Annotated in this window: 25 protein-coding genes and 1 pseudogene; 8 read left to right on the forward strand and 18 right to left on the reverse strand. The window is 70.8% G+C overall.

Annotated features, from left to right (window positions below; genetic code table 11):
• Position 1 precedes the first annotated feature (1 nt).
• Genes G514_RS0116265 through hppD form a run of 3 tightly spaced genes read right to left on the reverse strand, consistent with a single transcriptional unit; the run spans position 2 to position 2,476 of the window.
• Positions 2–526 (reverse strand): DUF1697 domain-containing protein, encoded by a 525-nt coding sequence (locus G514_RS0116265; protein WP_028652614.1) that lies wholly within the window; start codon positions 524–526, stop codon positions 2–4.
• 4 nt (positions 527–530) lie between these two features.
• Positions 531–1,241: an RDD family protein gene (locus G514_RS0116270; protein ID WP_028652615.1), complete on the reverse strand. Its 711-nt coding sequence runs from the start codon at positions 1,239–1,241 to the stop codon at positions 531–533.
• Between the two features lie 23 nt (positions 1,242–1,264).
• Entirely contained in the window at positions 1,265–2,476 is a 1,212-nt protein-coding gene (hppD, locus tag G514_RS0116275; RefSeq protein ID WP_051247552.1) for a 4-hydroxyphenylpyruvate dioxygenase, read from the reverse strand.
• An 81-nt stretch (positions 2,477–2,557) separates the two neighbouring features.
• Between hppD and G514_RS0116280 the strand changes: the two genes are divergently transcribed.
• A complete protein-coding gene (locus tag G514_RS0116280; RefSeq protein WP_028652617.1) occupies positions 2,558–3,028 on the forward strand; it encodes an Lrp/AsnC family transcriptional regulator in 471 nt (156 codons plus the stop codon).
• A 53-nt stretch (positions 3,029–3,081) separates the two neighbouring features.
• Here the strand turns inward: G514_RS0116280 and G514_RS27230 are convergent, their stop codons facing one another.
• From G514_RS27230 to G514_RS0116300, 4 genes are all read right to left on the reverse strand, one after another.
• Positions 3,082–4,749: a DEAD/DEAH box helicase gene (locus tag G514_RS27230; protein ID WP_245582265.1), complete on the reverse strand. Its 1,668-nt coding sequence runs from the start codon at positions 4,747–4,749 to the stop codon at positions 3,082–3,084.
• A gap of 107 nt (positions 4,750–4,856) precedes the next feature.
• Entirely contained in the window at positions 4,857–5,141 is a 285-nt protein-coding gene (locus G514_RS0116290; RefSeq protein ID WP_028652618.1) for a DUF3039 domain-containing protein, read from the reverse strand.
• Positions 5,142–5,207: 66 nt separating this feature from the next.
• Positions 5,208–5,774 (reverse strand): YqgE/AlgH family protein, encoded by a 567-nt coding sequence (locus G514_RS0116295; RefSeq protein ID WP_028652619.1) that lies wholly within the window; start codon positions 5,772–5,774, stop codon positions 5,208–5,210.
• Positions 5,775–5,862: 88 nt separating this feature from the next.
• Entirely contained in the window at positions 5,863–6,396 is a 534-nt protein-coding gene (locus G514_RS0116300) for a hypothetical protein (protein WP_028652620.1), read from the reverse strand.
• Positions 6,397–6,580: 184 nt separating this feature from the next.
• Here G514_RS0116300 and G514_RS27235 point away from each other — a divergent pair, with 184 nt between their 5' ends.
• Entirely contained in the window at positions 6,581–7,264 is a 684-nt protein-coding gene (locus G514_RS27235) for a TetR/AcrR family transcriptional regulator (protein WP_028652621.1), read from the forward strand.
• 6 nt (positions 7,265–7,270) lie between these two features.
• On the opposite strand, the gene G514_RS0116310 is transcribed toward G514_RS27235, so the two are convergent.
• The 4 genes from G514_RS0116310 to G514_RS0116325 form a co-directional block, all read right to left on the reverse strand.
• Positions 7,271–8,311, reverse strand: coding sequence for a DUF3048 domain-containing protein (locus tag G514_RS0116310; RefSeq protein WP_169576463.1), 1,041 nt, complete (start codon positions 8,309–8,311; stop codon positions 7,271–7,273).
• A gap of 139 nt (positions 8,312–8,450) precedes the next feature.
• Positions 8,451–9,218: an SDR family NAD(P)-dependent oxidoreductase gene (locus G514_RS0116315; RefSeq protein ID WP_028652623.1), complete on the reverse strand. Its 768-nt coding sequence runs from the start codon at positions 9,216–9,218 to the stop codon at positions 8,451–8,453.
• A 24-nt stretch (positions 9,219–9,242) separates the two neighbouring features.
• Positions 9,243–10,361: an SMP-30/gluconolactonase/LRE family protein gene (locus G514_RS0116320; RefSeq protein WP_028652624.1), complete on the reverse strand. Its 1,119-nt coding sequence runs from the start codon at positions 10,359–10,361 to the stop codon at positions 9,243–9,245.
• A gap of 37 nt (positions 10,362–10,398) precedes the next feature.
• On the reverse strand, positions 10,399–10,818 hold the full coding sequence (locus tag G514_RS0116325; RefSeq protein WP_028652625.1) for an HIT family protein: 420 nt from the start codon (positions 10,816–10,818) through the stop codon (positions 10,399–10,401).
• 118 nt (positions 10,819–10,936) lie between these two features.
• Here G514_RS0116325 and G514_RS0116330 point away from each other — a divergent pair, with 118 nt between their 5' ends.
• The gene (locus tag G514_RS0116330; protein ID WP_028652626.1) at positions 10,937–12,457 is read left to right on the forward strand and encodes a hypothetical protein; all 1,521 of its coding nucleotides are present in this window, start codon (positions 10,937–10,939) and stop codon (positions 12,455–12,457) included.
• Between the two features lie 121 nt (positions 12,458–12,578).
• Positions 12,579–13,223, forward strand: coding sequence for a response regulator transcription factor (locus G514_RS0116335; protein ID WP_028652627.1), 645 nt, complete (start codon positions 12,579–12,581; stop codon positions 13,221–13,223).
• Here the strand turns inward: G514_RS0116335 and G514_RS27240 are convergent, their stop codons facing one another.
• Entirely contained in the window at positions 13,224–14,246 is a 1,023-nt protein-coding gene (locus G514_RS27240; protein ID WP_051247554.1) for an App1 family protein phosphatidate phosphatase, read from the reverse strand.
• A 98-nt stretch (positions 14,247–14,344) separates the two neighbouring features.
• On the opposite strand from G514_RS27240, the gene G514_RS0116345 reads away from it, so the two are divergent.
• Positions 14,345–15,094, forward strand: a complete 750-nt coding sequence (locus G514_RS0116345) for an SDR family oxidoreductase (protein ID WP_028652628.1) — start codon at positions 14,345–14,347, stop codon at positions 15,092–15,094.
• On the opposite strand, the gene G514_RS0116350 is transcribed toward G514_RS0116345, so the two are convergent.
• Positions 15,072–15,629 (reverse strand): hypothetical protein, encoded by a 558-nt coding sequence (locus G514_RS0116350; protein WP_028652629.1) that lies wholly within the window; start codon positions 15,627–15,629, stop codon positions 15,072–15,074. The two genes, G514_RS0116345 and G514_RS0116350, sit on opposite strands and share 23 nt — an antisense overlap.
• Positions 15,630–15,787: 158 nt before the next feature.
• On the opposite strand from G514_RS0116350, the gene qcrB reads away from it, so the two are divergent.
• Positions 15,788–17,257: a cytochrome bc1 complex cytochrome b subunit gene (gene qcrB / locus G514_RS27245; protein WP_051247555.1), complete on the forward strand. Its 1,470-nt coding sequence runs from the start codon at positions 15,788–15,790 to the stop codon at positions 17,255–17,257.
• Positions 17,258–17,272: 15 nt separating this feature from the next.
• On the opposite strand, the gene G514_RS27250 is transcribed toward qcrB, so the two are convergent.
• The 4 genes from G514_RS27250 to G514_RS0116375 form a co-directional block, all read right to left on the reverse strand.
• Complete coding sequence (locus tag G514_RS27250; protein WP_084152162.1) at positions 17,273–17,902, reverse strand: class I SAM-dependent methyltransferase; 630 nt, start codon at positions 17,900–17,902, stop codon at positions 17,273–17,275.
• A gap of 136 nt (positions 17,903–18,038) precedes the next feature.
• On the reverse strand, positions 18,039–18,866 hold the full coding sequence (locus G514_RS0116365; protein WP_028652630.1) for a helix-turn-helix domain-containing protein: 828 nt from the start codon (positions 18,864–18,866) through the stop codon (positions 18,039–18,041).
• A gap of 154 nt (positions 18,867–19,020) precedes the next feature.
• The gene (locus G514_RS27255) at positions 19,021–19,776 is read right to left on the reverse strand and encodes a DUF4386 domain-containing protein (RefSeq protein WP_084152163.1); all 756 of its coding nucleotides are present in this window, start codon (positions 19,774–19,776) and stop codon (positions 19,021–19,023) included.
• 50 nt (positions 19,777–19,826) lie between these two features.
• Positions 19,827–20,834: an NAD(P)-dependent alcohol dehydrogenase gene (locus G514_RS0116375; protein WP_245582243.1), complete on the reverse strand. Its 1,008-nt coding sequence runs from the start codon at positions 20,832–20,834 to the stop codon at positions 19,827–19,829.
• A 408-nt stretch (positions 20,835–21,242) separates the two neighbouring features.
• On the opposite strand from G514_RS0116375, the pseudogene G514_RS0116385 reads away from it, so the two are divergent.
• Together G514_RS0116385 and G514_RS0116390 are read left to right on the forward strand one after the other, a co-directional pair.
• Positions 21,243–22,433 (forward strand): annotated as a pseudogene (locus G514_RS0116385) (IS3 family transposase).
• A 973-nt stretch (positions 22,434–23,406) separates the two neighbouring features.
• Entirely contained in the window at positions 23,407–24,195 is a 789-nt protein-coding gene (locus G514_RS0116390; RefSeq protein WP_028652634.1) for a hypothetical protein, read from the forward strand.
• Here G514_RS0116390 and G514_RS0116395 read toward each other — a convergent pair.
• Positions 24,146–25,141: a 5'-nucleotidase gene (locus G514_RS0116395; RefSeq protein ID WP_028652635.1), complete on the reverse strand. Its 996-nt coding sequence runs from the start codon at positions 25,139–25,141 to the stop codon at positions 24,146–24,148. The two genes, G514_RS0116390 and G514_RS0116395, sit on opposite strands and share 50 nt — an antisense overlap.
• Positions 25,142–25,190 lie beyond the last annotated feature (49 nt).

Below are 25,190 nucleotides of genomic sequence, written 5' to 3' on the forward strand. Positions count from 1 at the left end.
CTCAGCACCACTTCTCGGCCAGCGCCCGGATCACCGTGAGGTTGCGGTTGGTCGCCACCCCGAGGTGCTTCTCGACGGCCGCGTTGGTGAGCTTCGCCTCGTGGTAGTTGTCACCGAGCAGCAGGTGCACGGCGCGGCCGCCGACCTTGGCCACCTCGTCGGTGGTGCTGGTGTCCTCGAGCTGCTTGATGGCCGCGGCGGTCGGGGCGTCCTTGCACAGCGACACGTAGTGCTTGCCGCCGTGCCCGAGGCGCGCGGCGTGCTCCGCGATCTCGCGCAGCTCCTTCTGGGTGAACACGATGGTCGGCACCGCGAACCCCGCCTCGACCTCGAAGGCCTCCTCCAGGGCGGCCTCGATCTTCGCCCGGGAGCGCAGCGTGGTGTCGAAGCGGACGTTGCCGGTGTTGATGTACGTCGCGACGTCGGTGAAGCCGGCCGCCTCGACCGCCTTGATGATCGAGTCCTTGGGGAACTTCCGGTTGCGGCCAAGGTTGATCGCCCGCAGGAAGCCGATGTAGGTCGCCATGACCTCAGCGGATCCGCACGACGTTGGTCTTCGCGATCTTGTCGTGGATCGCCTGGTTGTGGTCGTCCCACAGCGGCCAGAGGTAGTCGAGGACGGTGTAGACGAAGGTCAGGCAGCCGGCCACCGGCAGCAGGCCCAGCAGCCCCACGCCGTACTGCCCGGCCCAGCGCAGCAGCACCGTGCCGAGGGTCATCGGTCCCGGCCGCTCGCGCAGGCGCACCCGCAGCCCGAGGAGCAGCTTGCCCGGCGTGGCCTGCTTCCACATCAGGAAGCCGACGTTGTAGACGAAGCCGACCGCGACGTTGATCAGCGTGATGATCGCCAGCGGGACCGCGATGTCGCCCTGCAGCTCGCTCGAGTCGAGGCTCGCGCTGTCGCCGTTGAAAGCCTCGTCGAAGACGTCGCGGTAGCTGTCGTAGACGTCACGGGCCCACGGGAACGCGAGGACCGCCGAGACCATGCCGAGGAGGAGGCCGTCGATCACCAGCGCCAGCACCCGCCACCACCACCCGGCCAGCGGTACGCCGTCCGGCGTGGTCGGCCGGCCGTCGTACGCCGCGCCGGCGGCCGGGTAGGCCGGGTAGCTCGGGTAGGCGGGCTGCTGCGCCGGGGCGACGTGCTCGGTCCAGCGCGTGCCGTCCCAGTAGCGCAGCTGCGCCGGCTGACCGGGCTGCGGCGGGACGGGGTCGGGGTGCCAGCCGGGCGGTGAGGTCACCCGGGAAGGTTAGTGGCCCGACACTAGAGGTTGCCGCGGGCGTCCTGCTCGCGCTCGATGGCCTCGAAGAGGGCCTTGAAGTTGCCCTTGCCGAAGCCCAGCGAGCCGTGCCGCTCGATGAACTCGTAGAACACCGTCGGCCGGTCGCCCATCGGCTTGGTGAAGATCTGCAGCAGGTAGCCGTCCTCGTCGCGGTCGACGAGGATCTTGCGCTTCTTCAGCTCCTCGATCGGGACCCGCACCTCGCCGATCCGGGCGCGCAGCTCCGGGTCGTCGTAGTAGGAGTCGGGCGTGTCGAGGAACTCGATGCCGTTGTCGCGCAGGAGGTCGACGCTGCGCAGGATGTCGTTGGTCGCGAGCGCGATGTGCTGGCAGCCGGCGCCGTCGTAGAACTCGAGGTACTCGTCGATCTGCGACTTCTTCTTCGCGATGGCCGGCTCGTTGAGCGGGAACTTCACCCGGTGGTTGCCGCTGGCGACGACCTTGCTCATGAGGGCGGAGTAGTCGGTGGCGATGTCGTCGCCGACGAACTCCGCCATGTTCGTGAAGCCGAGGACCTTGTTGTAGAACTCCACCCACTCGTCCATCCGGCCGAGCTCGACGTTGCCGACGCAGTGGTCGATCGCCTGGAAGAGCCGCTTGGGGTGTCCCTCGCGCCGGACGACGGTCGACCGCCGGGCGACGTAGCCGGGCAGGTAGGGGCCGGTGTAGCGGCTGCGGTCGACCAGGGTGTGGCGGGTCTCGCCGTACGTCGCGATCGCGGCGATCCGGACGGTGCCGTGCTCGTCGGTCTCGTCGTGCGGCTCGACCAGGACGGTGGCGCCCGTCGAGCGGGCGTGCTCGATGCACTTGTCGACGTCGGTCACCTCGATGGCGAGGTCGACGACGCCGTCGCCGTGCCGGCGGTGGTGGTCGAGCACCGGGCTGTCGGGGGTGACGCCGCCGGTGAAGACGAACCGCGCGCTGCCGCTGCGCAGGACGTAGGACTTCGAGTCGCGGTGGCCGGTCTCCGGACCGCGGTAGGCCTCGAGCTCCATGCCCATCGCGAGCTGGTAGAAGCCCGCGGCCTGGGTGGCGTTGCCGACCACGAAGCACACGGCGTCCTGGGCGACGACCGGGAACGGGTCGTTGGTGGCGTCGTACTCGACCAGGCCGACGAGCTGCTTGAGCTGCTCGAGGGAGAGTCCGGCCTGGACTTCCTCGCTGGTCAGGGCGGTGAGGGTCGACTCGCTCATGGCCTCAACCCTCACGGGTCAGGTCAAAGTGTGCAACAGTACGACGACACGCTGTGCAACTTGTTCAGTTCGGAGCCGCTGATGGACGATCTCGATCGCAGATTGATCGATCTCTTCGCGACCGACCCGCGCATCGGCGTGCTCGAGGCGTCGCGGCGCCTCGGCGTGGCCCGCGGCACCGTCCAGGCCCGGCTCGACAAGCTCACCTCGTCGGGCGTGATCACGTCGTGGGGCCCGGACCTGTCGCCCGCTGCTCTGGGCTACCCGGTGACGGCGTTCCTCACCCTCGAGATCCGCCAGGACGAGCGCACCGGCGGCGGCCACGACACCGTGGGTGCCCACCTCGCCGAGATCCCCGAGGTGCTCGAGGCGCACACGATCACCGGCGCCGGCGACCTGATGGCCCGCGTCGTCGCCCGCTCCAACACCGACCTGCAGCGCGTGATCGACCTCGTGCTCGCCAACCCCGCGATCGTCCGCTCCTCGACCGTGATCGCGCTCGCCACCCAGGTGCCCTACCGGGTGCTGCCCCTGGCCGCCGTGGTGGGGTAGTCCCTGACGTTCGGGCCCCTGTTCCTCCACAACTGGGGCCCGAACGTCAGGGACTATCCCGCCTTGCTGGCCCAGTCGCGCAGGCGGTCGATGCGCTTGCGGAGCATCTCGGCGCTGGCGACCGCCGCCGCAGGGCCGCCGCACTCCTTGCGGAGGGCTGCGTGGGTGACGCCGTGGGGCTGGCCGGTGCGGTGGTGCCAGGCGGCGACGAGACCGTTGAGCTCGCGGCGCAGCACGGCGAGCTGCTCGTGGGTCGTGAGCTCGGGCACTTCAGGATCCGGGCGAGCCGGTCGCTTGGCCCGGCGGTCGCTCTGCCGCTGGGCGAGCAGCTGGCGCATCTGGTCGGGCTCGAGCAGGCCGGGGATGCCGAGGAAGTCCATCTCCTCCTCGGAGCCGACGTGCACCTCGCCCTCGTGGCCGAACTCGGCGCCGTCGAAGAGCACGCGGTCGAAGTGCGCCTGCGAGCCGAGCGCCTCGAAGGGCAGGCTTCCCAGCTCGGAGGACGCCGCCTCTCCGGCCTGCGCCTGGACGAGCAGGTCGTCCTCGGCCGCGAAGAGGTCGCCCTCGTCGGTGATCCGGCGGCCGAGCACGTGGTCGCGGGCGACCTCGAGCTCCGCGGCGTACGTGAGCAGGTTGGGCACCGACGGCAGGAACACCGAGGCCGACTCGCCGCGGCCCCGGGCGCGGACGAACCGGCCCACCGCCTGCGCGAAGAAGAGAGGCGTCGAGGTGGTGGTGGCGTACACGCCGACGGCGAGGCGGGGTACGTCGACCCCCTCCGACACCATCCGCACGGCCACCATCCAGCGGCCCTCGCCCTCGGAGAACGCGGCGATCTTCTTCGACGCCTGCTTCTCGTCGGAGAGCACGACGGTCGGCGCCTCGCCCGACACCGCCTTCAGCGTCCTGGCGTAGGCGCGCGCGGAGTCCTGGTCGGTCGCGATGACCAGCCCGCCCGCGTCGGGGACGTGGCGGCGTACCTCCGAGAGACGCTTGTCGGCCGCGGACAGCACCGACGGGATCCACGCGCCGTCGGGGTCGAGCGCGGTGCGCAGCGCCTGCGCGGTGAGGTCCTTGGTGAGCGGCTCGCCGAGCCGGGCTGCGATCTCGTCACCGGCGCGGGTGCGCCACTGGAGCTCGCCGGAGTAGGCCATGAACATCACCGGCCGCACGACCCGGTCGGCGAGCGCCTCGGCGTAGCCGTAGGTGTAGTCGGCCACCGACCTCGGGACGCCGTCGTCGCCCGGTGCGTAGGTCACGAACGGGATCGGGTTGACGTCGGAGCGGAACGGCGTGCCGGTCAGCGCCAGGCGCCGGTGGGCGGGCTCGAACGCCTCGCGCACCCCCTCGCCCCACGAGAGCGCATCGCCCGCGTGGTGCACCTCGTCGAGGATCACCAGCGTCTTGAACCGCTCGGTGCGGATGCGGAGCGCCAGCGGGTTGACCGCGACCCCGGCGTAGGTGACCGCGATGCCGAGGTAGTCCTGCGAGGTCTTGCCCTTGCCTGCGGCGTACGCCGGGTCGATCGGGATGCCGGCCCGGCCGGCCGCCTCCGCCCACTGCAGCTTGAGGTGCTCGGTCGGCGCCACGATCGTGATGCGGTCGACGAGCCGGCGGCCGAGCAGCTCGGCCGCGACCGACAGCGCGAACGTCGTCTTGCCCGCGCCGGGCGTGGCGACCGCCAGGAAGTCACGCGGGAGCCGGTCGAAGTACGCCGTCATCGCGGCCGTCTGCCACGTGCGCAGCGGCGTCGCCGTGCCCCAGGCCGCGCGCTCCGGCCACGCCGGACCGAGTCCGGGCGCGAGGGGCGCGGCGTCGTCGCCGCGGGTCACTCGGTGGGACCCGAGTCGGGCGAGTCGCCCTCGTTGAGGGACTCCCAGACCTCTTTGCACTCCGGGCAGACCGGGAACTTCTCCGGCGCACGGCTCGGCACCCACACCTTGCCGCAGAGGGCCACCACCGGCGTGCCCATCACCATCGCCTCGGTGAGCTTGTCCTTGTCGACGAAGTGGGAGAACCGCTCGTGGTCGCCCGCGTCGGTGGGGACGGTCCGGTCCTCGTGACGGACGTCGGTGTCGACGGCGGTCTGGGTCCCGAAACCGGTGGTGCTCACGCTCCCAACTCTACGAGCCAGCGGGCGAGTCCGACGCATCCCCCGCTGGTGGCACTGCCACCGCTCTCAGTTCAGCTCGGGATCGACGGGCCGCGTCGAGTGCCAGGCGAGCTCGCCGGGCTGGCGGCGCAGCACGTCGCGCCAGAGCTCCCCCGGATCCATGCGGAACACGTCGACCGGGTCGCCCGGCACGACGTACCAGCTGCCCTCGTCGATCTCGGCCGCGAGCTGGTCGGCGCCCCAGCCGGCGTAGCCCGCGAAGATGCGCATGCCGGCCAGCGAGCCGGTCACGAGCTCGACCGGGGTGTCGAGGTCGACCAGCCCGAGCAGGCCGTCGACCTCCCGGAAGCCGACCGGTACGTCGTCGCCGTCGCGCAGCAGCGCGACGCCCAGGGCGCCCTCGGTGCTGACCGGCCCGCCGCGGAAGAGCACCTCCGGCTCGGACGCGATCTCGCCCCAGGTCTCCAGCACGTCTGCGACCGGGACGCCGGAGGGACGGTTCAGGACGACGCCGAGGGCGCCGTTGTCGTCGACGTCGAGGATCAGCACCACCGAGTCGGCGAAGTTGGGGTCGAGCAGCTCGGGTGTGGCGACCAGCAGCATCCCGGCGCGGACGTCGGGGCCGTCGACCATGAACCCATCATGCAACAAGGGGACGACCCCGACGCCCGGCACGGGGAGGGAGGGAGAGGGTGCCGGGGTCGGGGTCGCCACGTCGGGGTCAGGCGGCCAGTGCCGCCTTGAGCCGCACGAGCAGGCTCGGTCGCTGGACGCCGTCGCCGGCCCCGTCGAGGGGGTACGGCGCCCGGGTCGCCAGGGCCTCGTCCTCGATGCGCGCACCGGCGGCCGCGGCGCGGTCGTCCTGGGCGCTGGCCCGCCCGGCCATCACCGCGAGGAGCACGTGCTCCTTCGCGACGGCCTTGCGGACCACCTCGCGGGTGGCCTCGTCGGCGGGGTGCCGGCGCGCCTCGTCGAGGATCGCGCAGATGCCCGGCAGCTCGTCAGCGGTCAGCTGCCAGGCGCGGACCACGGAGTCGCGGAGGTCGAGGGGCTGGTGCAGCTGCTCGCGCTCGATCCGGCCGGCGAGGCGGGTGTGCCACTTCAGCTGGAGGGCGGCGAGCAGGTCGAGGTCGTCGGCGAAGGTCTCGGCGACGCCGTCGACGTCGCTGGGGAGCGCGCCGTCACGGCGCTGGTCCGCCGCGGCGATGACGGCGCGCAGCACGTCTCCACGACGGTGGAAGGACGTCCAGGTCATGGGCAGGTCCTCTCTGGGTTCGGCCGGCCCGATCGGGCCGACGGGACTCACATACCGTGAGTACGTACCCAGAGTACGGGACCGTACCGACGGTATGCGAGCGGCCGGTCCGTGATGCTGGCCACCCCACCGCCGGGACGGCGGAGTCCTCGCCATACCGCCGGTCGGTTCCTACACTGCCGGGATGCCCAAGTCGGTCAGCCGCCTGATGCCCGTGGTGCCAGGCGCCAGCCGGCGCCAGCAGTACTCCGCGTCGACCAAGCGCGCGCTCGTCGAGGTCGCGGAGGGCCTGTTCACCGAGCACGGTTACGCCAACACCTCCCTCGACGCGATCGTCGCGGGCGCCCGGGTGACCAAGGGCGCGCTCTACCACCATTTCAGCGGCAAGCAGGCCCTGTTCGAGGCCGTCTTCGAGCGGGTCGAGACCGACGCCTCCAAGACCATCAACAAGGCGCTCAGGGGCCGGCGCGACCCGTGGGAGAAGGCGCGGGCCGGGCTGCGCGCGTTCCTCGGCGTCGTCCAGGAGCCCCAATACCGCCGGATCGTGATCCAGGAGGGCCCGGCCGTGCTGGGCTACGAGCGCTTCCGCGAGCAGGAGGAGCGCTCGACGTTCGCCACCGTGCTCGACATCGTCCGCTCGGTGCTCGGCGCGGGCTCGTGGGAGCTCGACGAGGCGATGCTGCAAACCTTCGCTCGGATCTTCTTCGGCGCCATGTCGTCGGCCGGCGAGTCGGTCGCCACGTCCGACGACCCGGAGGAGGCAGCCGACCGGGTGGAGGCCGCGATCGGGTTCATCATCGCGGGGTTCCGCTCGCTGGCCGAGTCGGGCGTCGAGCTGCCCGACACCCTGGTCACCGACGACGAGTGAGTCGGGCTACTTCCCGAACCGCACGCTGCCGCCGTCCTGCGGCACCAGCTCGATCCAGGTGTGCCCGGCGGGCACGCTCAGCTCCCCCGCCGGGGTGGAGAGCTCCAGCGGGGCGCCGAGCGACTCCTTGGTCCACTGGCCGCGGACCAGCCGGCCGTCGTGGAAGATCAGCGCCTGCCCCTGGCCGGTGAACTGCGTCTCCGGCACCGGGTTGCCCGCGGGGTCGCGGTAGCCGGCGTCGCCGACCCGCACCCGCAGCACGAGCACCGTGTCGGCCGGGAACTCGTCACCGGCGCCGGCATAGGTGTTCTCGTTGACGTAGGTGCCGTCCTCGAACGTCCAGTTCGTCGTGTGCCCGCCCGAGAACGACGCCGCGACCGTGCGCGCCGGCTGCCCCTGCGGGAAGTCCTTGTCGTCGCCCCACGGCAGGTAGTCGTCGGGGCGCGCCGCGCCGTCCTGGTCGACCAGCGTCGCGGTCTCGGACATGTCGGTGAACAGGTTGTACGGCGCGTGCCGGCCCGAGTCGCGGTAGAAGCCCTTGTCGCCCTCGGTGAACCACGGGATGTCGGCGCCCTCGATGCGGTTGATCGTCACCTGCGCCGCGCCCGAGGTGACGACCGTGGCGTGCACCGGCGAGACGATCCCGATGTCGCTGGCGCGCATCGAGCGCACCGGACCCACGTCGCCCGGGATCCGCGAGTAGTAGAACGCGGCGAGCCGGGTCATGCCGCCCTCGACCAGCTCCTCGACCACCAGGTCGGCCGAGCCGAGACCCACCTGCGGAGCACTCGCCGCAGTGTTGTCCATCTTGAGCACCATCACCGGGTGCTTCTGGGCGGCCTCGTCGTCACCGCTGACCGGCAGCCCGGTGAGCGGCCAGGTCGCCTTCAGCTGGGCGGCGGCCGCGACGTTCTGCGCCTCGGGGCCGCTCGCCGCCGGGTCGTCCGTGCCGTCGTCGCTGCCGCAGCCGGCGAGCAGGAGGGAGGTTGCGAGAAGGGCCACGGCGCCGGTGCGCGCCCGGCCGGCGATCACGGTGCGAGCTCGCACGTGCGTACTCCGATCGTGGGGAAGTGTCTGGTCACGCGGGTTCTCTACTGAACTGGTGGACTTCGATGGTGCGCCCACCCTGACCCGGACGTCGGTAGGCGCGCCGTGGTTCCCCAGCGGGCGCGCCGACCGGTCTGGATCAGCCCAGCTTGGCCCCGCCGTCGACGTAGAGGGTCTGGCCGGTGATGTAGGAGGCCTCGTCGCTGCAGAGGAACGCCGCCGCGGCGGCGATGTCGGCGGGCTCGCCCACCCGCCGGACGGGGTTGGCCTCGGCGTTGAGGCGGCGCAGCTCCTCGGGCTCCATCTTGAGCCGGCGCGCGGTCGCGTCGGTCATCTCGGTGGCGATGAACCCGGGGGCGATCGCGTTGGCGTTGATGCCGAACGGGCCGAGCTCGATCCCCAGGGTGCGGGTGAAGCCCTGGATCCCCATCTTGGCCGCGGAGTAGTTGGCCTGGCCGCGGTTGCCGAGCGCGCTGACGCTCGAGAGGTTGAGGATCTTGCCGTACTTCTGCTCGACGAAGTGCTTCTGCGCGGCCCGCGTCATGACGAAGGCGCCCCGCAGGTGCACGCCGATGACGAGGTCCCAGTCCTCGTCGGTCATCTTGAAGAGCAGGTTGTCGCGGGTGATGCCGGCGTTGTTGACCAGCACGTGGATCCCGCCGAGCTCCTCGACGACCCGCGCGATGGCGGCCTCGGCGGCCTCGGTGCTGCTGACGTCGGCGCCGACGCCGATCGCCTTCGCGTCACCCTGCAGCGGGAGCCGCTCGGCCGCCGCCGCCGCGGAGGCCTCGTCGAGGTCGACGATCGCGACCGACGCCCCCTCCTCGGCGAACCGGGTGGCGGTCCCGAAACCGATGCCCTGGGCGGCGCCCGTGATGACCGCAACGCGTCCGTCGTATCGACCCATGGACGGCCACTTTAGGGGACGCCGTCAGTACGCCGACGCGCGGATCTCCCCGAGCACCAGGATCCTGGCGAACGCCTCGTGCCGCCCGAGCCGGACCAGCGACGTCTCGCGGTGGCGGACGGGGTCGAAGAGCGACAGCACCGAGCGCGGCCGGTCCCCGTCGCAGCTCGCGGCGTGCTCGAGCACGAGCTGGTCGCCGACCGCGGCGACCATGACCACGCTGCCCACGGCGTGCGGCACGCGCAGGTGGCGGGTGGAGTGCTTGGTCACCTTGGCGACGAACGTGTAGCCGCATCCGCCGGCCGCCTGCACGTAGAGGCTGCCGCCGGCGTAGCGCGCGTCGAGGTGCCCGTAGTCGCCTCGACCGTGGCGGCTGGTGAGCCGGTGGCTCGTGCCGGCGACCGGGTCGACGAGGTGGAGGTCGCCCCGGGTGCCGCACATCTCGAGGACCTGCGCGGCGTCCCACCACCGGACCGGCGTGCAGAAGGCGTCGCCGCGGAAGTGGCTGACGACGGCGCCGGTCGACGTCGAGAGCAGCCGCTGGACCCGCCCGCGCTTGACGTCGGCGGTGAGCACCGTGCCGCCGGGCCCGGCGATCATGCTGCCGCTGACGCCCTCGCGCACCCGGGTCGTCTCGCCGGCCCACGAGATCCTCGACAGCACCAGCGTGTTGGAGCGCGCCCGCTTCCACGTCGTGGCCAGCACGCCAGCGCCCGCGGGGTCGAGGATCGCCGTGTTGAGCCGGACCACGTCGAGCCGGGTCGTGGCACCGGTCTCGACGTCGACGCGGACGAGCTCGCTGCGGCGCCGGTGCGAGGCCACCAGGAGCGCGGTCGACCCGTCTACGGACCAGTCGCTGAGCGTGAAGCGGCTGTAGCCGCGCGCCGGCTGCTGGTAGATCGTACGCGTCTCCCCCGTCGGCGACACGAGCACCAGCCGCTGCTCGCGGGCGTCGATGCCGCCCTCGCGTGCGTCGCGGCCACGCTCGACCACGGCGAGGTAGGAGCCCGGCGGCACGGGGGAGGCCTGGACCGCGAGTGCTGAGGCGGTGGCGGCGGTGGGGGACGCTGCGGCGACCGGGACGGCGAGGAGGCCGGCCGCGAGGGCTGCCGCGGTGGCTGCGACGAGGGACCTGATGCTCATGTCCCGGGAGACGTGCCCGGGCGTCGAAGAGTTGCGCTCAGACGAGGGCCGCCCGCAGCTTCTCGGCGTACGCCGTCTGCTCGGCCGCGTCGGCGTACTTCGTGCGCGGCCAGAAGAACCCGCGCAGCCCGTCGGCCTTGGTGCGGGGCACCACGTGCAGGTGCAGGTGCGGGACCGACTGGCTGACGACGTTGTTCATCGCGACGAAGCTGCCCTGGGCGCCCAGCGCGTCGACCATCGCGGTGGCGAGCCGCTGCGCCGCGGCGAGGAAGCCGTCGCGCAGCGAGGCGGGCAGGTCGGGCAGGGTCACCACGTGGTCGCGCGGCACGAGGAGCACGTGGCCCTTGAACACCGGGCGGGTGTCGAGGAACGCCACGACGACGTCGTCCTCGAGGACCACGTCCGCGTCGGCCTCACCGGCGACGATGGTGCAGAACAGGCAGCCCGGATCACGCATGGGACGACGGTAGGTCAGGCGCGACCCGAGTAACGGGCCGGACGCCGTCTCCTAACGATTCGGGCTCAGCGACGCTGCCGCGGTGCCACCGCGGTGCCGGCGTGGGCGACAGTGCGGCATGACACCGGTCCCCGCCCTCTGGCCCGAGACCAGGACGACGCCGCGCGAGCAGGTCGTCCGGCCGGACCGCTTCCTGGTCGTGGCGGTGGTCGTCTCGGCGGCCCTGCGGCTGCCGGGCCTGCTCGCGACGCCGAGCTCGGACGAGGCGGGATTCCTCCTGGTCGCGAGGTCGTGGGCGCCGACCGGCGACAGCCTGTACGGCCACTACTGGGTGGACCGGCCGCCCGTCCTCCTCGCTGCCTACCGGTGGAGCGACGCGCTGCTCGGCGAGCTCGGGCCGAGGCTGCTCGCCCTCGTGCTGGCCGCCGCGCTCGTGGTCGCGGTCCACCTCCTCGCCGTTCGCGTGTCGAGCCGGTCGTCGGCGCGGGTGGCGACGGTCGTGACCGTGGCGCTCCTGGCGAACCCCGACCTGTCGGCGTGGACGGCGAAGGGCGAGGTGCTCGGCACGCCCCTCGTGGTGCTCTCGTGGCTGCTGCTCGTGCGGGCGCTCGACCGCGGCTCGGGGCGCGCCGCGGTCCTGGCCGGGTGCTGCGCGATGACGGCGTGCGGGTTCAAGCAGAGCCTGGTCGGCGGGCTGGTCTTCGCGGCCATGCTGCTGGTCGCGTCGTTGGGCTCCGACCGGCTGCCGCCCGGTCGGGTGCTGCGGGTGGGCGGCCGGTTCGCGATCGGCGCCGCGGTGCCGGTGCTCACCGGGCTCGCCTGGCTCGCCGTCAGCCCGGCCACCGTCTCGTCGGCGTGGCACCAGGTGGTCGGCTTCCGGGCCGACGCCTCCGCGGTGCTGGCGGCGAGCGACTCGAGAGCACCGGTCGAGCGCGCCCACGAGCTGCTCTGGATCTTCGTCGTCTGCGGCATGGCGCCGCTCGTCGTGCTGGCCGTCGCGTCGCTGCGCCGCTGGTGGTCGCGCTGGCCGGCGTTCTCGCTCGCCCTGGTCGCGACGACCGTCGTCGACCTCGTCGGCGTCGGGGTCAGCGGCAGCTACTGGCACGCCTACCTGGTGCCCCTGGTACCCGACGTCGCGCTGCTCGCGGCGCTGGCGGTGTCGTGCACGCCGCCGTTCCGCTCGCTGACCCGGCTGGTCGCCGCGCTGACCGTGGTCGCCGCCGTGCCGGCGTACGCCGGGTTCGCGGAGGCGCGGCTGGTCTCCCCCACCCCCTCGGGACCCTGGCAGGTGGGGCACGCGATCTCGCTGGTGTCGGGCCGCGACGACACGATCGTGAGCCTCTACGGCAGCGCGGAGCTGGTCGAGGCCTCGGGCCTCCCCTCGCCCTACCGGCACCTCTGGTCGCTGCCGATGCGCACCCTCGACCCCGACCAGGACGAGCTGCGCGCGGTGCTCTCCGGGCCGGACGCGCCGACGTGGGTCGTGGCGGTGCTGCCGCTGAGCTCCTGGCACATCGACGACGACCGACGGCTGCGCGACCTCCTCATGACCCGCTACCGCCTCATCACCCCCCGGTGCGGCCCGCTGCTGTGGGTGCGCGACGACACCCTCCGGGCGCGCCCGACACTCGACTGCTAGCAGGGCGACGCCCGCGGCGCGGGCGACGACGTATGCTGCGAGCAACGACGCACCGGGCTCGAGCAACGGGCACGGACCACGCCCGCCACCGCGGTGGCACCCCATGAGAGCCGGGCCCGCCGTGCCACGTCGTGACCGCATCCGCATCGCGATCGCCAACGACCACCCGGTCGTCGTGCGAGGGCTCGCCGCCGTCGTGCGGGCGCACGGTGACCGGTTCGTCCTCGTCCCGTCGGCGAGCGGTCTGGTGGACGACGCCGCCCCCGACCGGGCCCCGGTCGACATCGTCATCTACGACGACTTCGTCGCCAGCCGGCCCGTCAAGGACTACGTCGCCGCGGTCGGCCCGCGGGTCGTCGTGCTGGGCGGCGGCTCGACCTGGCCGGCGGTGACGGCCGCGCTCGAGGCCGGCGCCGCGGGCTACCTCTACAAGGGGATCTCCGAGGCCGATCTTCTCGCGGCGCTGGAGCAGGTGCACGCCGGGGAGCACGTGGTCGCCCTGGCGCCGGGCACCGGCCGCGCTCGCGGCCTGGGCAACTGGCCGGGTCGCGAGCTGGGCCTCTCACCGCGCGAGGCCGAGATCCTCGCCTGGCACTGCCGGGGCCTGACGGACGACGCCATCGCCGCCACCGTGATGCTGAGCGTCGAGGCGGTGCAGGCGCAGCTCCCCGAGATCTACCGCAAGATCGGGGTCGGGGACCGCGCGCAGGCGGTCGCCTTCGGCACCTCCCACGACTTCCTGCCGCCGGACCCGACCGCCGGCTGATCAGCCCAGCAGGCCGAGCGTGCCGGCGTGGCGGCGTACGGCGTCGCTGTCCGCCGCGAGCACGAACGGCACCTCGTGGTCCCAGGCGTCGCTCACCCTCTCGACCCGCCCGTCGCCAGGGTCGAGGCGGACCTCGCGGATGTAGACCGCGAGCACCCGGTCGGGGTGCGACCGGACGATGTCGGCGTAGACCTCCGGGTCCTTCTCGCCCGAGTCGCCGATCAGCACGAACCGCACGTCGGGGTGCAGCTCGAGGATCTCGTGGATGCGCCCGTGCTTGGGCTCGCGGCCGCCGCCCGCGCCGAGGAGGTCGCGCAGCAGCACCGGCCCGAGCGGGAAGTCGCGGTGCCGCAGGAAGCCGAGCAGGAAGGTGTGCAGGTTCCACGGGCTGGAGGACACGTAGAAGACCGGGTTGGCGGTCGCGGAGAGGTCGCGGTAGAGCGCGGCGGCGCCCGGGAACGGCGTGCGCGTGAGCGCCGACCCGGTGAAGGTCTGCCGCAGCATCTGCCCGACCCGCTGGACCCCCGTCTCGAGGATCGTGTCGTCGACGTCGGAGATGATCCCGAACCGCGCGTCCGCGGCCGGCACGCGGACCTGCACCGGGGTGGTGTGCGGCTCGGTCAGTCCGCGGTAGGACCCCGCGAGCTCGATCGTCCCCTGCGTCCACGGGCTGCTGAGGGCGTCGGCCGACGGGTGCAGGCGCGCCAGGAAGTAGCCCTCGGCATCCGTCTCGGTCTCCACGGTCGCGTCGCCGACGATCACGCGCAGCGGGACGCCCGGCAGCTCGTCGGTCACGAAGCCGCGCACCGTGCGCAGCACCGCAGCGCCCACCCCCTCGCCGTCGACGGCCTCGCTCGGCGGCGGGTCGTCGAGCACGCGCCCGCGCACCACGACCCCCTGCGCGCCGCCGTGCCCGAGGTAGGCCTCGATCCGGAAGCTCTCCGGCGGGCCCGACCGCGACCGGCGCAGCCGTGCGGCGTCCCACGTCCTCTCGACGGCGGCCGCCCACCGGCTCGCGCTCATCCGGTCAGCCTAGAAGGCCGCGTCGGGGCCGGATAATCCGCATCGCGGACTTCCTTTGTCCGAGATAGCGTGATGGCCCACGAGATCGGAGGACAGCGATGCGCATCGCCATCGCCGGAGCGACCGGCAACATAGGAACCCTGACCCGGACCGCCCTGGAGGAGGCCGGGCACGTCGTCGTGCCCCTCAGCCGCTCCCTGGGCATCGACCTGACGACCGGGGACGGCCTCGACGCGGCACTCTCGGGCGTCGACGCGGTCGTCGACGTCACGAACTCCACGGCGACCGACCCCGACGAGGTCGTCGCGCGCTTCGGCGCCATGACCCGCAACCTCCTCGACGCCGAGGCCCGCGCAGGGGTGCCGCACCACGTGCTGCTCTCCATCGCCGGGGTCGACCGGGTGACCGGCAACGCCCACTACGCCGGGAAGCGCGAGCAGGAGCGGCTCGTGCGGACCGGTGCCGTGCCGTGGACGATCGTCCCGGCGACGCAGTTCCACGACTTCGCCGCGATGGTCACGAGCTGGACCGAGCGCGACGGCGCCGCGACGATCGCCCCGCTGCTCGTCCAGCCGATCGCGCCGGCCGACGTGGCCGACGTGCTCGCCGAGGTCGCCGTCGGCGAGCCCGAGGGGGACTACCGCGACGTCGCCGGCCCCGAGCCGCAGGACCTCGTCGACATGGCCCGGCGGACCCACCAGGCGCAGGGCCGGTCGGTCACGCTCGTGCCCACGTGGTCGGGCCTGTTCGGCGCAGAGATGGCGGGCGACGTGCTGCTGCCCCGGCCCGAAGCGCGGATCGCGCCGACGACGTTCGAGGAGTGGCTCACCTCCCAGCGCGCGACCTGACCGGGCGCTCGCCGCGCAGGTCCTCGACCCGCACGAGCGTCGTGTACGTCGTCGCGTCGAGCTCCACCACCGAGAACTCGCCCGCGGGCGCCGGTCCGTGGACGGCAGCGCTGACGACGGCGTACGACCGCCCGGCCGGGCCGTGCTCGGAGCCCAGCAGCCGCAGCCACTCCTCGTCGAAGGGGCGGTCGGCGTCGACGACGTACATCCAGTCGTCGTGGTGACGGACGCTCAGCAGGTCGTCGGCCCACAGGGTCAGCACCCGGTCCGGGTCGGGGGCGCCGACGAGGCCGCCGAACCCGGTCCGGGGATCTGCGAGGTCGGCCGACCGGGCCGGGTCGACGAGCAGGTGCAGGAGCGGGACGTCCGGGCGCGCGCGGCGTCGCCGGACGGGCTGGTCGCGCAGGTATCCCAGCTGGCAGGTCCGGAGCACCTGGCGGTGGCGGACCCCGCTCCAGGAGTCGAACAGGCGCGCGTAGTCCGCCAGGTCGGCGAGGCGCGCCGGGCTGTGGTGCTCGGTCTGGCAGTGGGTCATCGGTGGTCTCCCGGGTCGACCGGGCGCGCTCGGCGTGAGCGGCCCGCTGCCCCAGAAGACGCATCCGACCCCGCCGTGTGTGACATCCGCTGGGACATCGGGCGCGGATGTCACACACGGAGCACGGCGAACGTCTAGTGGGCATGGAGAGGACTCGCATGAGCCAGGTGGCACGGACGACGTCCGGCCCGGCCCTGCCGCAGACCGAGCGACGCGGGGTGGCGGCCACCCGCTGGGCCGACGAGAGGCTCGGCCTGGCGAAGGCCGTCCGTCCCTACGTGCGCAAGGTCTTCCCCGACCACTGGTCGTTCATGCTGGGCGAGGTCGCGATGTGGAGCTTCGTCGTGCTCCTGCTGTCGGGGATCTTCCTCAGCATGTGGTTCGACCCGAGCATGGCGGAGTCGGAGTACGCCGGCAGCTACTCGCCGCTGCGCGGCGTGCCGACGTCCGCGGCGTTCGCGTCGACCCTCGACATCTCCTTCGAGGTCCGCGGCGGGCTGCTCATGCGCCAGATCCACCACTGGGCGGCGCAGGTGTTCATCGCCGGGATGATGATCCACCTGCTGCGGGTCTACTTCACCGGCGCGTTCCGCAAGCCCCGCGAGGTGACGTGGTCACTGGGCGCGACCATGCTGCTGCTCGGCACGCTGGAGGGCTTCCTCGGCTACTCGCTCCCCGACGACCTGCTGTCGGGCACGGGCCTGCGCGCGACGGACGGCTTCATCAAGGCGACGCCGGTCGTGGGGTCCTACCTGTCGTCGTTCCTCTTCGGTGGCGAGTTCCCGGGGAGCGATGTGATCCCGCGGTTCTACATCCTGCACGTGCTGATCGTGCCCGGGCTGATCCTCGCCCTGATGGCCGCGCACCTGATCCTGATCTTCTACCACAAGCACACGCAGTGGCCCGGGCCCGGACGCGAGGAGAAGAACGTCGTCGGCTACCCGTTCCTGCCGGTCTACATCGCGAAGACGACCGGCTTCTTCTTCATCGTCTTCGGCACCCTCGCGCTCATGGGCGCGATGCTCTCGATCAACCCGGTGTGGAAGTACGGGCCCTACGACCCGTCGAAGGTGACCGCCGGCTCGCAGCCCGACTGGTACATGGGCTGGCCCGACGGGCTGCTCCGCCTGATGCCGCCGCTCGAGACGCACCTGTGGGGCCACACCGTCTCGTGGAACATCATCCTGCCGATCCTCGTGATGCCGCTCCTGCTCTGGACCGTCGTCCTCTCCCTGCCGTTCGTCGAGGCCTGGCTCACCGGCGACAAGCGCGTCCACCACCTGCTGCAGCGGCCGCGCGACGTACCGAACCGCACGGCGCTGATGGTCTCGCTGATCACCTTCTACGGCCTCTCGTGGTCGGCCGGCGGCAACGACATCCTGGCCACCCAGCTGCACCTGTCGATCAACCAGATCACGTGGTTCCTGCGCTTCGCGGTGCTGCTCGGACCGCCGCTCGCGTTCGTGGTGACGCGCATGGTGTGCCGCTCGCTCCAGGACGTCGACCGCGAACGCCGCGAGCACGGCCAGGAGATGGGCATCATCGACCGCTCGCCCGACGGCGGCTACAGCGAGCGGCACCTCGAGCCCGCGGGCAGGCGCACCCCGCAGCTCACCGGGCGCGAGTGACCTCGTCCGTCGAGGTCAGGCGGTGGCCAGCATGACGCGGCCCTGCGGCGCGTCGGCCGGACCCTTGACGAGCTGGGTCACGGATGTGAAGCCCGCCGCCTCCGCCAACGCGGTCACGTCCTCGGCCGTGTCGTAGAGGCGGTGACCGGCGAGGGGGAACTTGCGCTGCGCCATCGCCGGCATGTTCTGCCGGAGCTGGTAGCCGAGCGCCAGCACGCCGCCCGGGCGCAGGAAGCCACGGATCCGGGCCAGCTCGGCCTCCGGGTCGGCCCAGAAGTAGAGGACGTGGTTGGCCATCACGACGTCCGCGGGCCGGCTCGCCGCCAGCGCCGGCACCCCGCCCTCGACCAGCGTCAGGCGGCCGGCGTCCACCGCCGACCCGTTGCGCTTGCCGGCCTGCGCGAGCATGACCGGGGACAGGTCGACACCCCAGACCTGCGCGTCCGGGAACGTCGTCAGCAAGGTCTCCAGGCCGACCCCGGGCCCGGGCCCGAGCTCGGCGACACGCCCGACGGCGCCCGGGTGAGCCGCCGCGGCCTGCTCGACCACCCACCTGCTGAGGTCGGCGTTGCCCCGCGCCATGACGCGCCCCACGACTGACCCCACGAGCCCCGAAGGACGACCGAACTGCTGCGCGAGACCCATCGCGCCATTGTGGGGATCGACCACGCTCGGCGGAAGGGCTCCGGCTGACAGATCGCCGTGAGTGGTCGGGCGGCGGAGGTCCGGCGCACCTGCCAGGGCGCGCTCGTGCGGCGAAGGACTGGAGGTGACGCTGCGCTCAAGAGGCCGGAACAGCTGCCAGCTCGGCCTTCGGGAGGATGGCGTTCAGCTCCCGACGTGAGCTCACTCCCAGCTTGGCGAAGACCTTGCCGAGGTGCCATTCGACCGTACGGGCGCTGAGAAAGAGTCGTGCCCCGATCTCCAGGTTCGTCAGGCCATCGCTTGCCATGTGGGCGACCAGCGACTCTTGAGCCGTCAGGAGATCTGGCGTCTCGACGGTGCGCGCCCGCACGTTCTCGCCCGTGGCCAGCAGCTCGCGTCGGGCGCGCTCAGCGAACGCTTCCATCCCGATCGAGGCAAGCATGTCGTGGGCGGTGCGTAGGTGGACGCGCGCGTCGACGCGCCTGACCTCACGCCGAAGCCATTCGCCGTACAGCAAGTGTGCTCGGGCGAGCTCCGGTCGTGGTCGCGTCCGGCTCAGCCGGTCGATCGCCTCGCGGTACAGCGACTCGGCCGCGTCGCCCTGACGCAGCAACGCGCACGACCTGGCGTGCACGCCGAGCGCCCAGTCCGACTCGCAACCCTCGATGTGCCCAGCGAGTCGATCCAGCGCCTCCCCCGCTTCGGCGTCGCGCCCAGATCGCGTGGCGGCCTCGATCAGCTCGACCGAGGCCCACGACGCGATGAACAGCTCCGGCGTCTGCTCGCTCGCCTCCACGGCGTCGGCGAACGCCTCGTCATAGCGCCCCAGTCCGTTCATGAGCACGGCCCTCGCCCACCACGCGTACTGGACCGCGGTCCCCTGCCCCGCCTTGGTGGCCTGGGTGATGACGCCCGAGATCAGCTCGGAGGCCGCGGGCTCGTTGCCTCGTACGCCCGCCAGCACGAGCGCGGCGTGCGGCGCTATGCGGGTGCCGGTCGCCTCCTTGAGTGTCTGAGCATCTCTGCATCGCTCAAGGACCCGGCATCGAGCACGACGCCGGCCGGGTTGCCGCCGGCGCTGGAGTCTGTGAAGGCGGCGTACCTCAGCACCTCAGCCGTCATGCCCCAGCCTTGGTCGTGCCTGCATCGTCGAACACCGCTGGTGTGAACCCTTTGACCAGGAGCCAGATCGCGAGCGTGACCTCGAAGATGGCGCCGGGGACGAGCAGCACGAGGCTCAACGGGACTCCGAAGAGCTCGGTGCTGGCGCCGAGCAGGTGCAGTGCGTAGCCGACCAGCCCTAGGCCCGCCAGCCATTTGGGAATCAGTCCCGTTCGGAGTAGCAACGCGCACATGAAGAGGCAGCCGAACGCGAGCGAGAGTTGGCCGATCTGGTATGCCGTCTCGTTCGTGTCGACGGCGAGCGAGCCGAGGGCTTGCGCGGCGTCCGGGCCGAGCTGATCGCTCTGGCCGGCCAGCGGGATGATCATGAGCAGGGCGAGCACACCGACGGTCATCAGGGCCATCTCAAAGACCATCGTGGCCAGGTACGCCACGGCGGTGCGCTTGCCGTGGCGTTCCAGGACCGGGAAGAACAGGACTGCCTTACCGATGTCGATGGCCGCGGTGGCGATCATCAGGAATGCCCCCAAGGCCAGGGTCGTCTCATGGGCGCCCACGCCGGCGAGGAAGTCGGAGCCGTCGACGACGGAGTTCACCAGCACCGTGCCGGTCCCGTAAAACAGGAAGCCGGCTAGGAACAGCGCTCCGATCAGGCGGGACGTCCACATTCGGGAGCCGGTCCTCGGATCTCCTGCTCCGTCGGGTATCGGGCCGCGGCCGCCCGAGATCGGTGGTGAGGCGATGATGGTCATGTGGCGGTCCTTATGTCGGTGACTGGGTGTGATCGGACGGGTGGATTGGGTCAGACGGTGATGGCGACCTTGCCGCGGACCTGACCGGCGGCAAGGCGACGCATCGCCTCGGGAACCTCCTCGAGGGGATACACGCGGTCGAGGCTCGGCGTCAGGGTTCCGGCCTCGATGAACCCGGAGATCCGTTCGAGGTCACTGGCCCGCTCTTTGGCGATGAACCAAGCAAGTCGTTGACGTACCAACGGCGAGAGCATCAGTGCGCGCAGACCCCGGTTCATGCCCCCGGTGAGGTTGCCACCGTCCTCGCCACCGACCAGGACAGCCGTCCCCTTCGGGTTGAGCGCGCGGCGTAGCCGTGAGAGTCCTGGGTTGCCGGCGATGTCCAAGACCAGGTCGTAGCGTTGGGCGCCGTCGGCCCAGTCGTCACGTGAGTAGTCGATGACGTGGTCGGCGCCGAGCGAGCGAACCAGATCCAGCTTCGCGGTGCTGGCTACCGCGGTGACCTCGGCCCCGAGCGCCTTGGCCAGTTGTACGGCGTAGCTGCCGACCCCACCCGAAGCTCCGACGACCAGCACTGATTGACCCGCCGCGACCCTGCCCTGGTCGGTCAGAGCTTGCAGAGCGGTAGCCGCAGAGAGCGGCACCACAGCGGCCTGTTGGTAGGTGAGATCCGCCGGTCGGCGGGCAAGCTTGTCCTCACGGGCGATGGCGTACTCGGCAAACGCGCCACGGCCGATGCCGTACACATCGTCACCCACCGCGAGCCTGGTGACACCCGAACCGACGGTCACCACGGTGCCGGCCAGGTCACGTCCAGGCACCCGGTCCTTCGGCCCGCGGAACCCCGTGCCGGCGACCCGCATCAAGTAAGGCTTGCCCGTCATCAGGTGCCAGGTGCCGCGGTCCAGTCCCGCTGCGCGCACGCGGATCAGCACCTCACCCTTGGCGGCCTCGGGGCGAGCGATGCGTTCATGGCGCAGAGTGTCAGCGTCCCCGTAACAATCCCGGACGATCGCCCCCATCGTCGCGGTTGCCGGGAGCATCTGTTCAGAGACCATGTTCATCTGCTTTCAGTGAGGCGCTTGTCGGTCGCGTCCGTATTGCAGAGATGCGGTCACGCCCGCGCCTCTCTTATGGAGCAGCGCGCTACGGGACTCCGCGAGAGCACGCGATATGCGAGAGCGGTTAGCCCGAAACATCCGTGGATGTGGTGTCCAGAGCAGGACGCGGTCCGAACCGCCGCTGAGAGCTCTCGACGCAGGTTCTGAATCGAAGGGTTCGATACAGGAGCTCCAACCTCCTCTTGGTCGGCGCCCGAAGTCAAGGACCGGACATCAAGGAGCGACGTCCCTGACCCCTCGTCCTGGAAGATCACCACCCGAGGCCACATCGTGTGGGGGACTGCTGCACGGATAGGTGACATCTGATCTGTGGTGCCGAAGGGTGCCGCTGGAAGGCTGTGCACTGTGCCGAAGCCGTACCCCAAGGAGTTCCGCGACGACGTGGTTCGTGTCGCGAGGAATCGTGAGCCGGGCGTCCACCTCAAGCAGATCGCTGCCGACTTCGGCATCAGCGAGTCGTGCCTGACGAACTGGATGAAGACCGCCGACGTCGAGGACGGCGTGAAGCCGGGCACGACAGGGGCCGAGAACGCCGAGAACCGCGAGCTGAAGAAGCGGATCCGGCTGCTGGAGCAGGAGAACGAGGTTCTGCGCCGGGCGGCCGCCTACCTCTCCCAGGCCAACCTTCCGGGAAAATGATGTACCCGCTCGTCCGCGAGCTGGCCGTACGGGATCCCCGTCACGGTGACGTGCCGGGTGCTCAAGATCGCTCGCCAGCCCTACTACCGCTGGCTCCAGAGCCCGGTCACCGCCGCCGAACTCGAGCAGGCCTACCGTGCCAACGCCCTGTTCGACGCCCACCGCGACGACCCCGAGTTCGGCTACCGGTTCCTGGCCGACGAGGCACGTGAAGCCGGCGAGCCCATGGCCGAGCGGACCGCGTGGCGGATCTGCTCGGCCCTGGGGTGGTGGTCGGCGTTCGGCAAGCCCAAGCGCGGCAAGGCGAAGAAGCCCGGTCCGCCGGTCCACGACGACCTGTGCGCCGTCATCGACGACAAGGGCCGGGTCCGACACGAGTTCAACGCCGACGCCCCGAACCAGCTGTGGCTGACCGACATCACCGAGCACCGCACCGGTGAGGGCAAGCTCTACGTCTGCGCGATCAAGGACGCCTATACCAACCGGATCGTCGGCTACTCCATCAGCGACCGGATGAAGTCCCGCCTCGCGGTCGCGGCGCTGAACAACGCCGTCGCCCGGCGCGGTAATGTCGCCGGCTGCATCGTTCACAGCGACCGAGGCAGCCAATTCCGCAGCCGGAAATTCGTCCACGCCCTCAACCGGCACGGCATGGTCGGATCGATGGGCAGAGTCGGCGCCGCCGGCGACAACGCCGCGATGGAGTCGTTCTTCTCGCTGCTGCAGAAGAACGTCCTGGACCGCAGCTCCTGGGCCACCCGTGAGGAGCTCCGGATCGCGATCGTGACCTGGATCGAACGGACCTACCACCGACGCCGCAGGCAGGCCGCCCTCGGGCGGTTGACCCCCATCGAGTTCGAGACCATCGTGACCGCGCCAGCCACCCAGGCTGCGTGACCCAACCTGTCACCCGTTCGTGCAGCAGCCCCTGGTGATGCCTGGTCACCAGGAGGGTTCATACCTTCACCGGCATGAACCTCACCGCCACCACTCTGACCCAGGCCGCCGCCGCCTGCGCCGTCGTCGCCGGCGGCATCTACGCCGGGGTCCAGATCAACCACCCGGCCGCCGATGTCGAGCACGTCGTGACGACTGAGCTCCTGGTTCCGCGAAACGGCCAAGATGACGATGGCCGCACTCGCGATCGCAGGCTTCACCGGCATGTTCCTGCGCAACCGGGACCGCTTCGGGCTCTTCGGGGCGGTGAGCTACCTCCTGCATGGGTCGGTCGGATCGCCGCAGAGCGTTCGACCAGGAAGTGGACCGGATGGTGGACCCGTGGAGCTCATGCTGTCCCGATCTACGGGAGAAGTACGAGGCCGTGCCGGGCCCTCCACAGCCCGTTCGCCCGCCCTCTACGGCGATCCTGAGTGGGGTCGCATGTTCACTGTGCTTCACGAGCAACTGAACGAGCACTTCACTGACCATCAATGGGCGGGCCGAGACCAGTGATCGGACAGGTTGACAGAAGGAAGGGCCCAAGCGCTGAGCCTGGGCCCTTCGATACTTACAAGGAGATCCGCAGAAACTTACGAATACCCCCGTGGTGGTGGTGGTGGGATCTTCGTAAATTTCCGATCGGGCTGGTCAGTCGCCCCCCGTTGAACCTGCCCAATGTCGCGCGCACACGCATAGCCGGGAATTTGCACACCGCCCGATAGTGGAACCGGCGGACTCCAGCCGATTTCGGCACATCGTCAGTCCGGGGTCCATTGCTCAAAGCGTACCCATGGATCCCGGTCCTGAAAGCACACGAGGACGTTGAGCACTGGAGGAGGGCGTGCCCGCTGTCCAGCGAGATGGACGCGACCAACGGTCGCCATAGCAAATCCGGTCGCAGGGCAGACTCTTCAGCCGCAAGACTCGGACGGTGACTCGAAAGCAGAGAGACGCGCGCAGGCGGCTCGTCATAGAACGGGAGAACGCCCTTGCCGACCTCTCCGAGGACTACGACGTCGCTCGAGCATCCGCGGAAAGCGACGAGGAGCGACGCGAACTCATGACGACATTCGCGGCTGCTCGAACCGCACACCGCGACAAGGACGTCGAGCTGGGAATCCGCTCTGCTCAGGGCGGCGTGCTGATGGGCCATGTCATGTGGGCGCAGTGGTTGCAGGCTGCAGAGGCGCACCGGGCCGCCGCTGAGGCTGAGTTCACACGCATCGACGCAGGGGACACGTCCCGGCTGGGCAGCGAGTTACGGGAGTCGATGGTTGCCTTCGCCGCCGCAGCCTCCGTTGTCGACGCTCTGTGCCAGGACCTCGAGTACCTCGTGCCGCCACGACCCAGATCCAACTCAGCGGACGAGGCGGCTGCTGACCTGCTCGTCCACGCACTTGGCATCCAGCAGTCGGACGTGGGGCCGCTGAAAAACGAGCTCGAAGAGCTGTTCGGCGCCCGACACGGCGCGCTGCACGCGTTCAGCGAGATGCGGCCAGCTCGCGCGCATCCCGTAGGCGTAGCTACGTCGTGGGAGCATGAAATCTTCAACGGTCCCACCGCCACCCAAGCCGTCCTCGTCGCACTTCGAGTGCTCGCGATCGCCGAGGCTCCCCCTCAGCCGGCCAACCGCTGGATTGCCCGTTGGATCACTAAGCGCGAGCGCTACTTCACCCAGGTCGTCGCGCCGATTCGGTCTCGGGTGCTGGCTCAGGACTGACCGACGGCTGGGCAAGGTTCTTGACCCCGAACGGGACGTGCACGCTCGGCACCACCCCCAGGGTGCCTTCGAGGTGTGACATCTGGTCGTCGAAGAAGATGTGCGGCTTGAGGATTGCTAGTACCGCCGCCTTCTCCCAGCCCCCGAGGAAGAACCCGTCGTTCACGCGTAGACCCCATGCCTTCAGGGTCCTGATCGCTCGTGTGTGTGCAGGCGCGTTTCGTGCGGTCACCAAGGAGACGAAGAGTCTGCGCGCATATGGCTCGTCGCTGTCGACACGCTCGTCCTCGAGGTCCTGGATTGCGTTGATGGCGCCGAGCAGGTCCTTCATGGGGCCGGGGGGAAGGGGCGTGGCTTCCTTCTCCACCTCATGCTCACGAAACCCTTCTATACCTTCGGCGTCGTAGACGCGCTCAGCGGAGTCGTCGGCCAAAACCGCGTCGAAGTCAAACGCGATCCGCAGGTCCGTGTCGTCGGGGTCGTGAGCTTCAAGCGCGTCGGCCGAGCCGAGAACCTGGCCGGCAGGGAAGCCAAGGTCGAGAGCCTCAGCGACGTCCTTCGGGTTAGCCGAGAGGAACAGTTTCATGCCAAAGGCCGGCATGAACTTGTACGGCGACCGGCCCTGCATGAACACCGCGCGTGTCATCGGCAGGTCATGGGTCTCGATGGAGCGCATGACTCGAGCTCCGGTCTCGGGGTCGTTCCTCGACAGCACGATGACCTCGACGATGGGTGTTGCCCCCTTCGCCAGATCGTTGAGCGCAAGTAGTCGCTTGATGAACGGAAACGCGACGCCGGGCGCGAGCTGGACCTCGTAGTTCTTCTCCTGGAAGTCGCGGTAGGCGTCCTCGCCTTGCTCCTCGAAGACTGCGTGGCACTCGGCGAGGTCGAACAGTGCGCTCGAGGCGACCCCGATAACGAGTGTGTCGTCACTGACCACAGGCATCCGAGCACGATACGAGCGCTGCTGCCCCGATCCTGCGCGACGCGCGCGG

Origin of the sequence: Nocardioides halotolerans DSM 19273 (genome assembly GCF_000422805.1) — a bacterium.
Classification (GTDB): Bacteria; Actinomycetota; Actinomycetes; order Propionibacteriales; family Nocardioidaceae; genus Nocardioides; species Nocardioides halotolerans.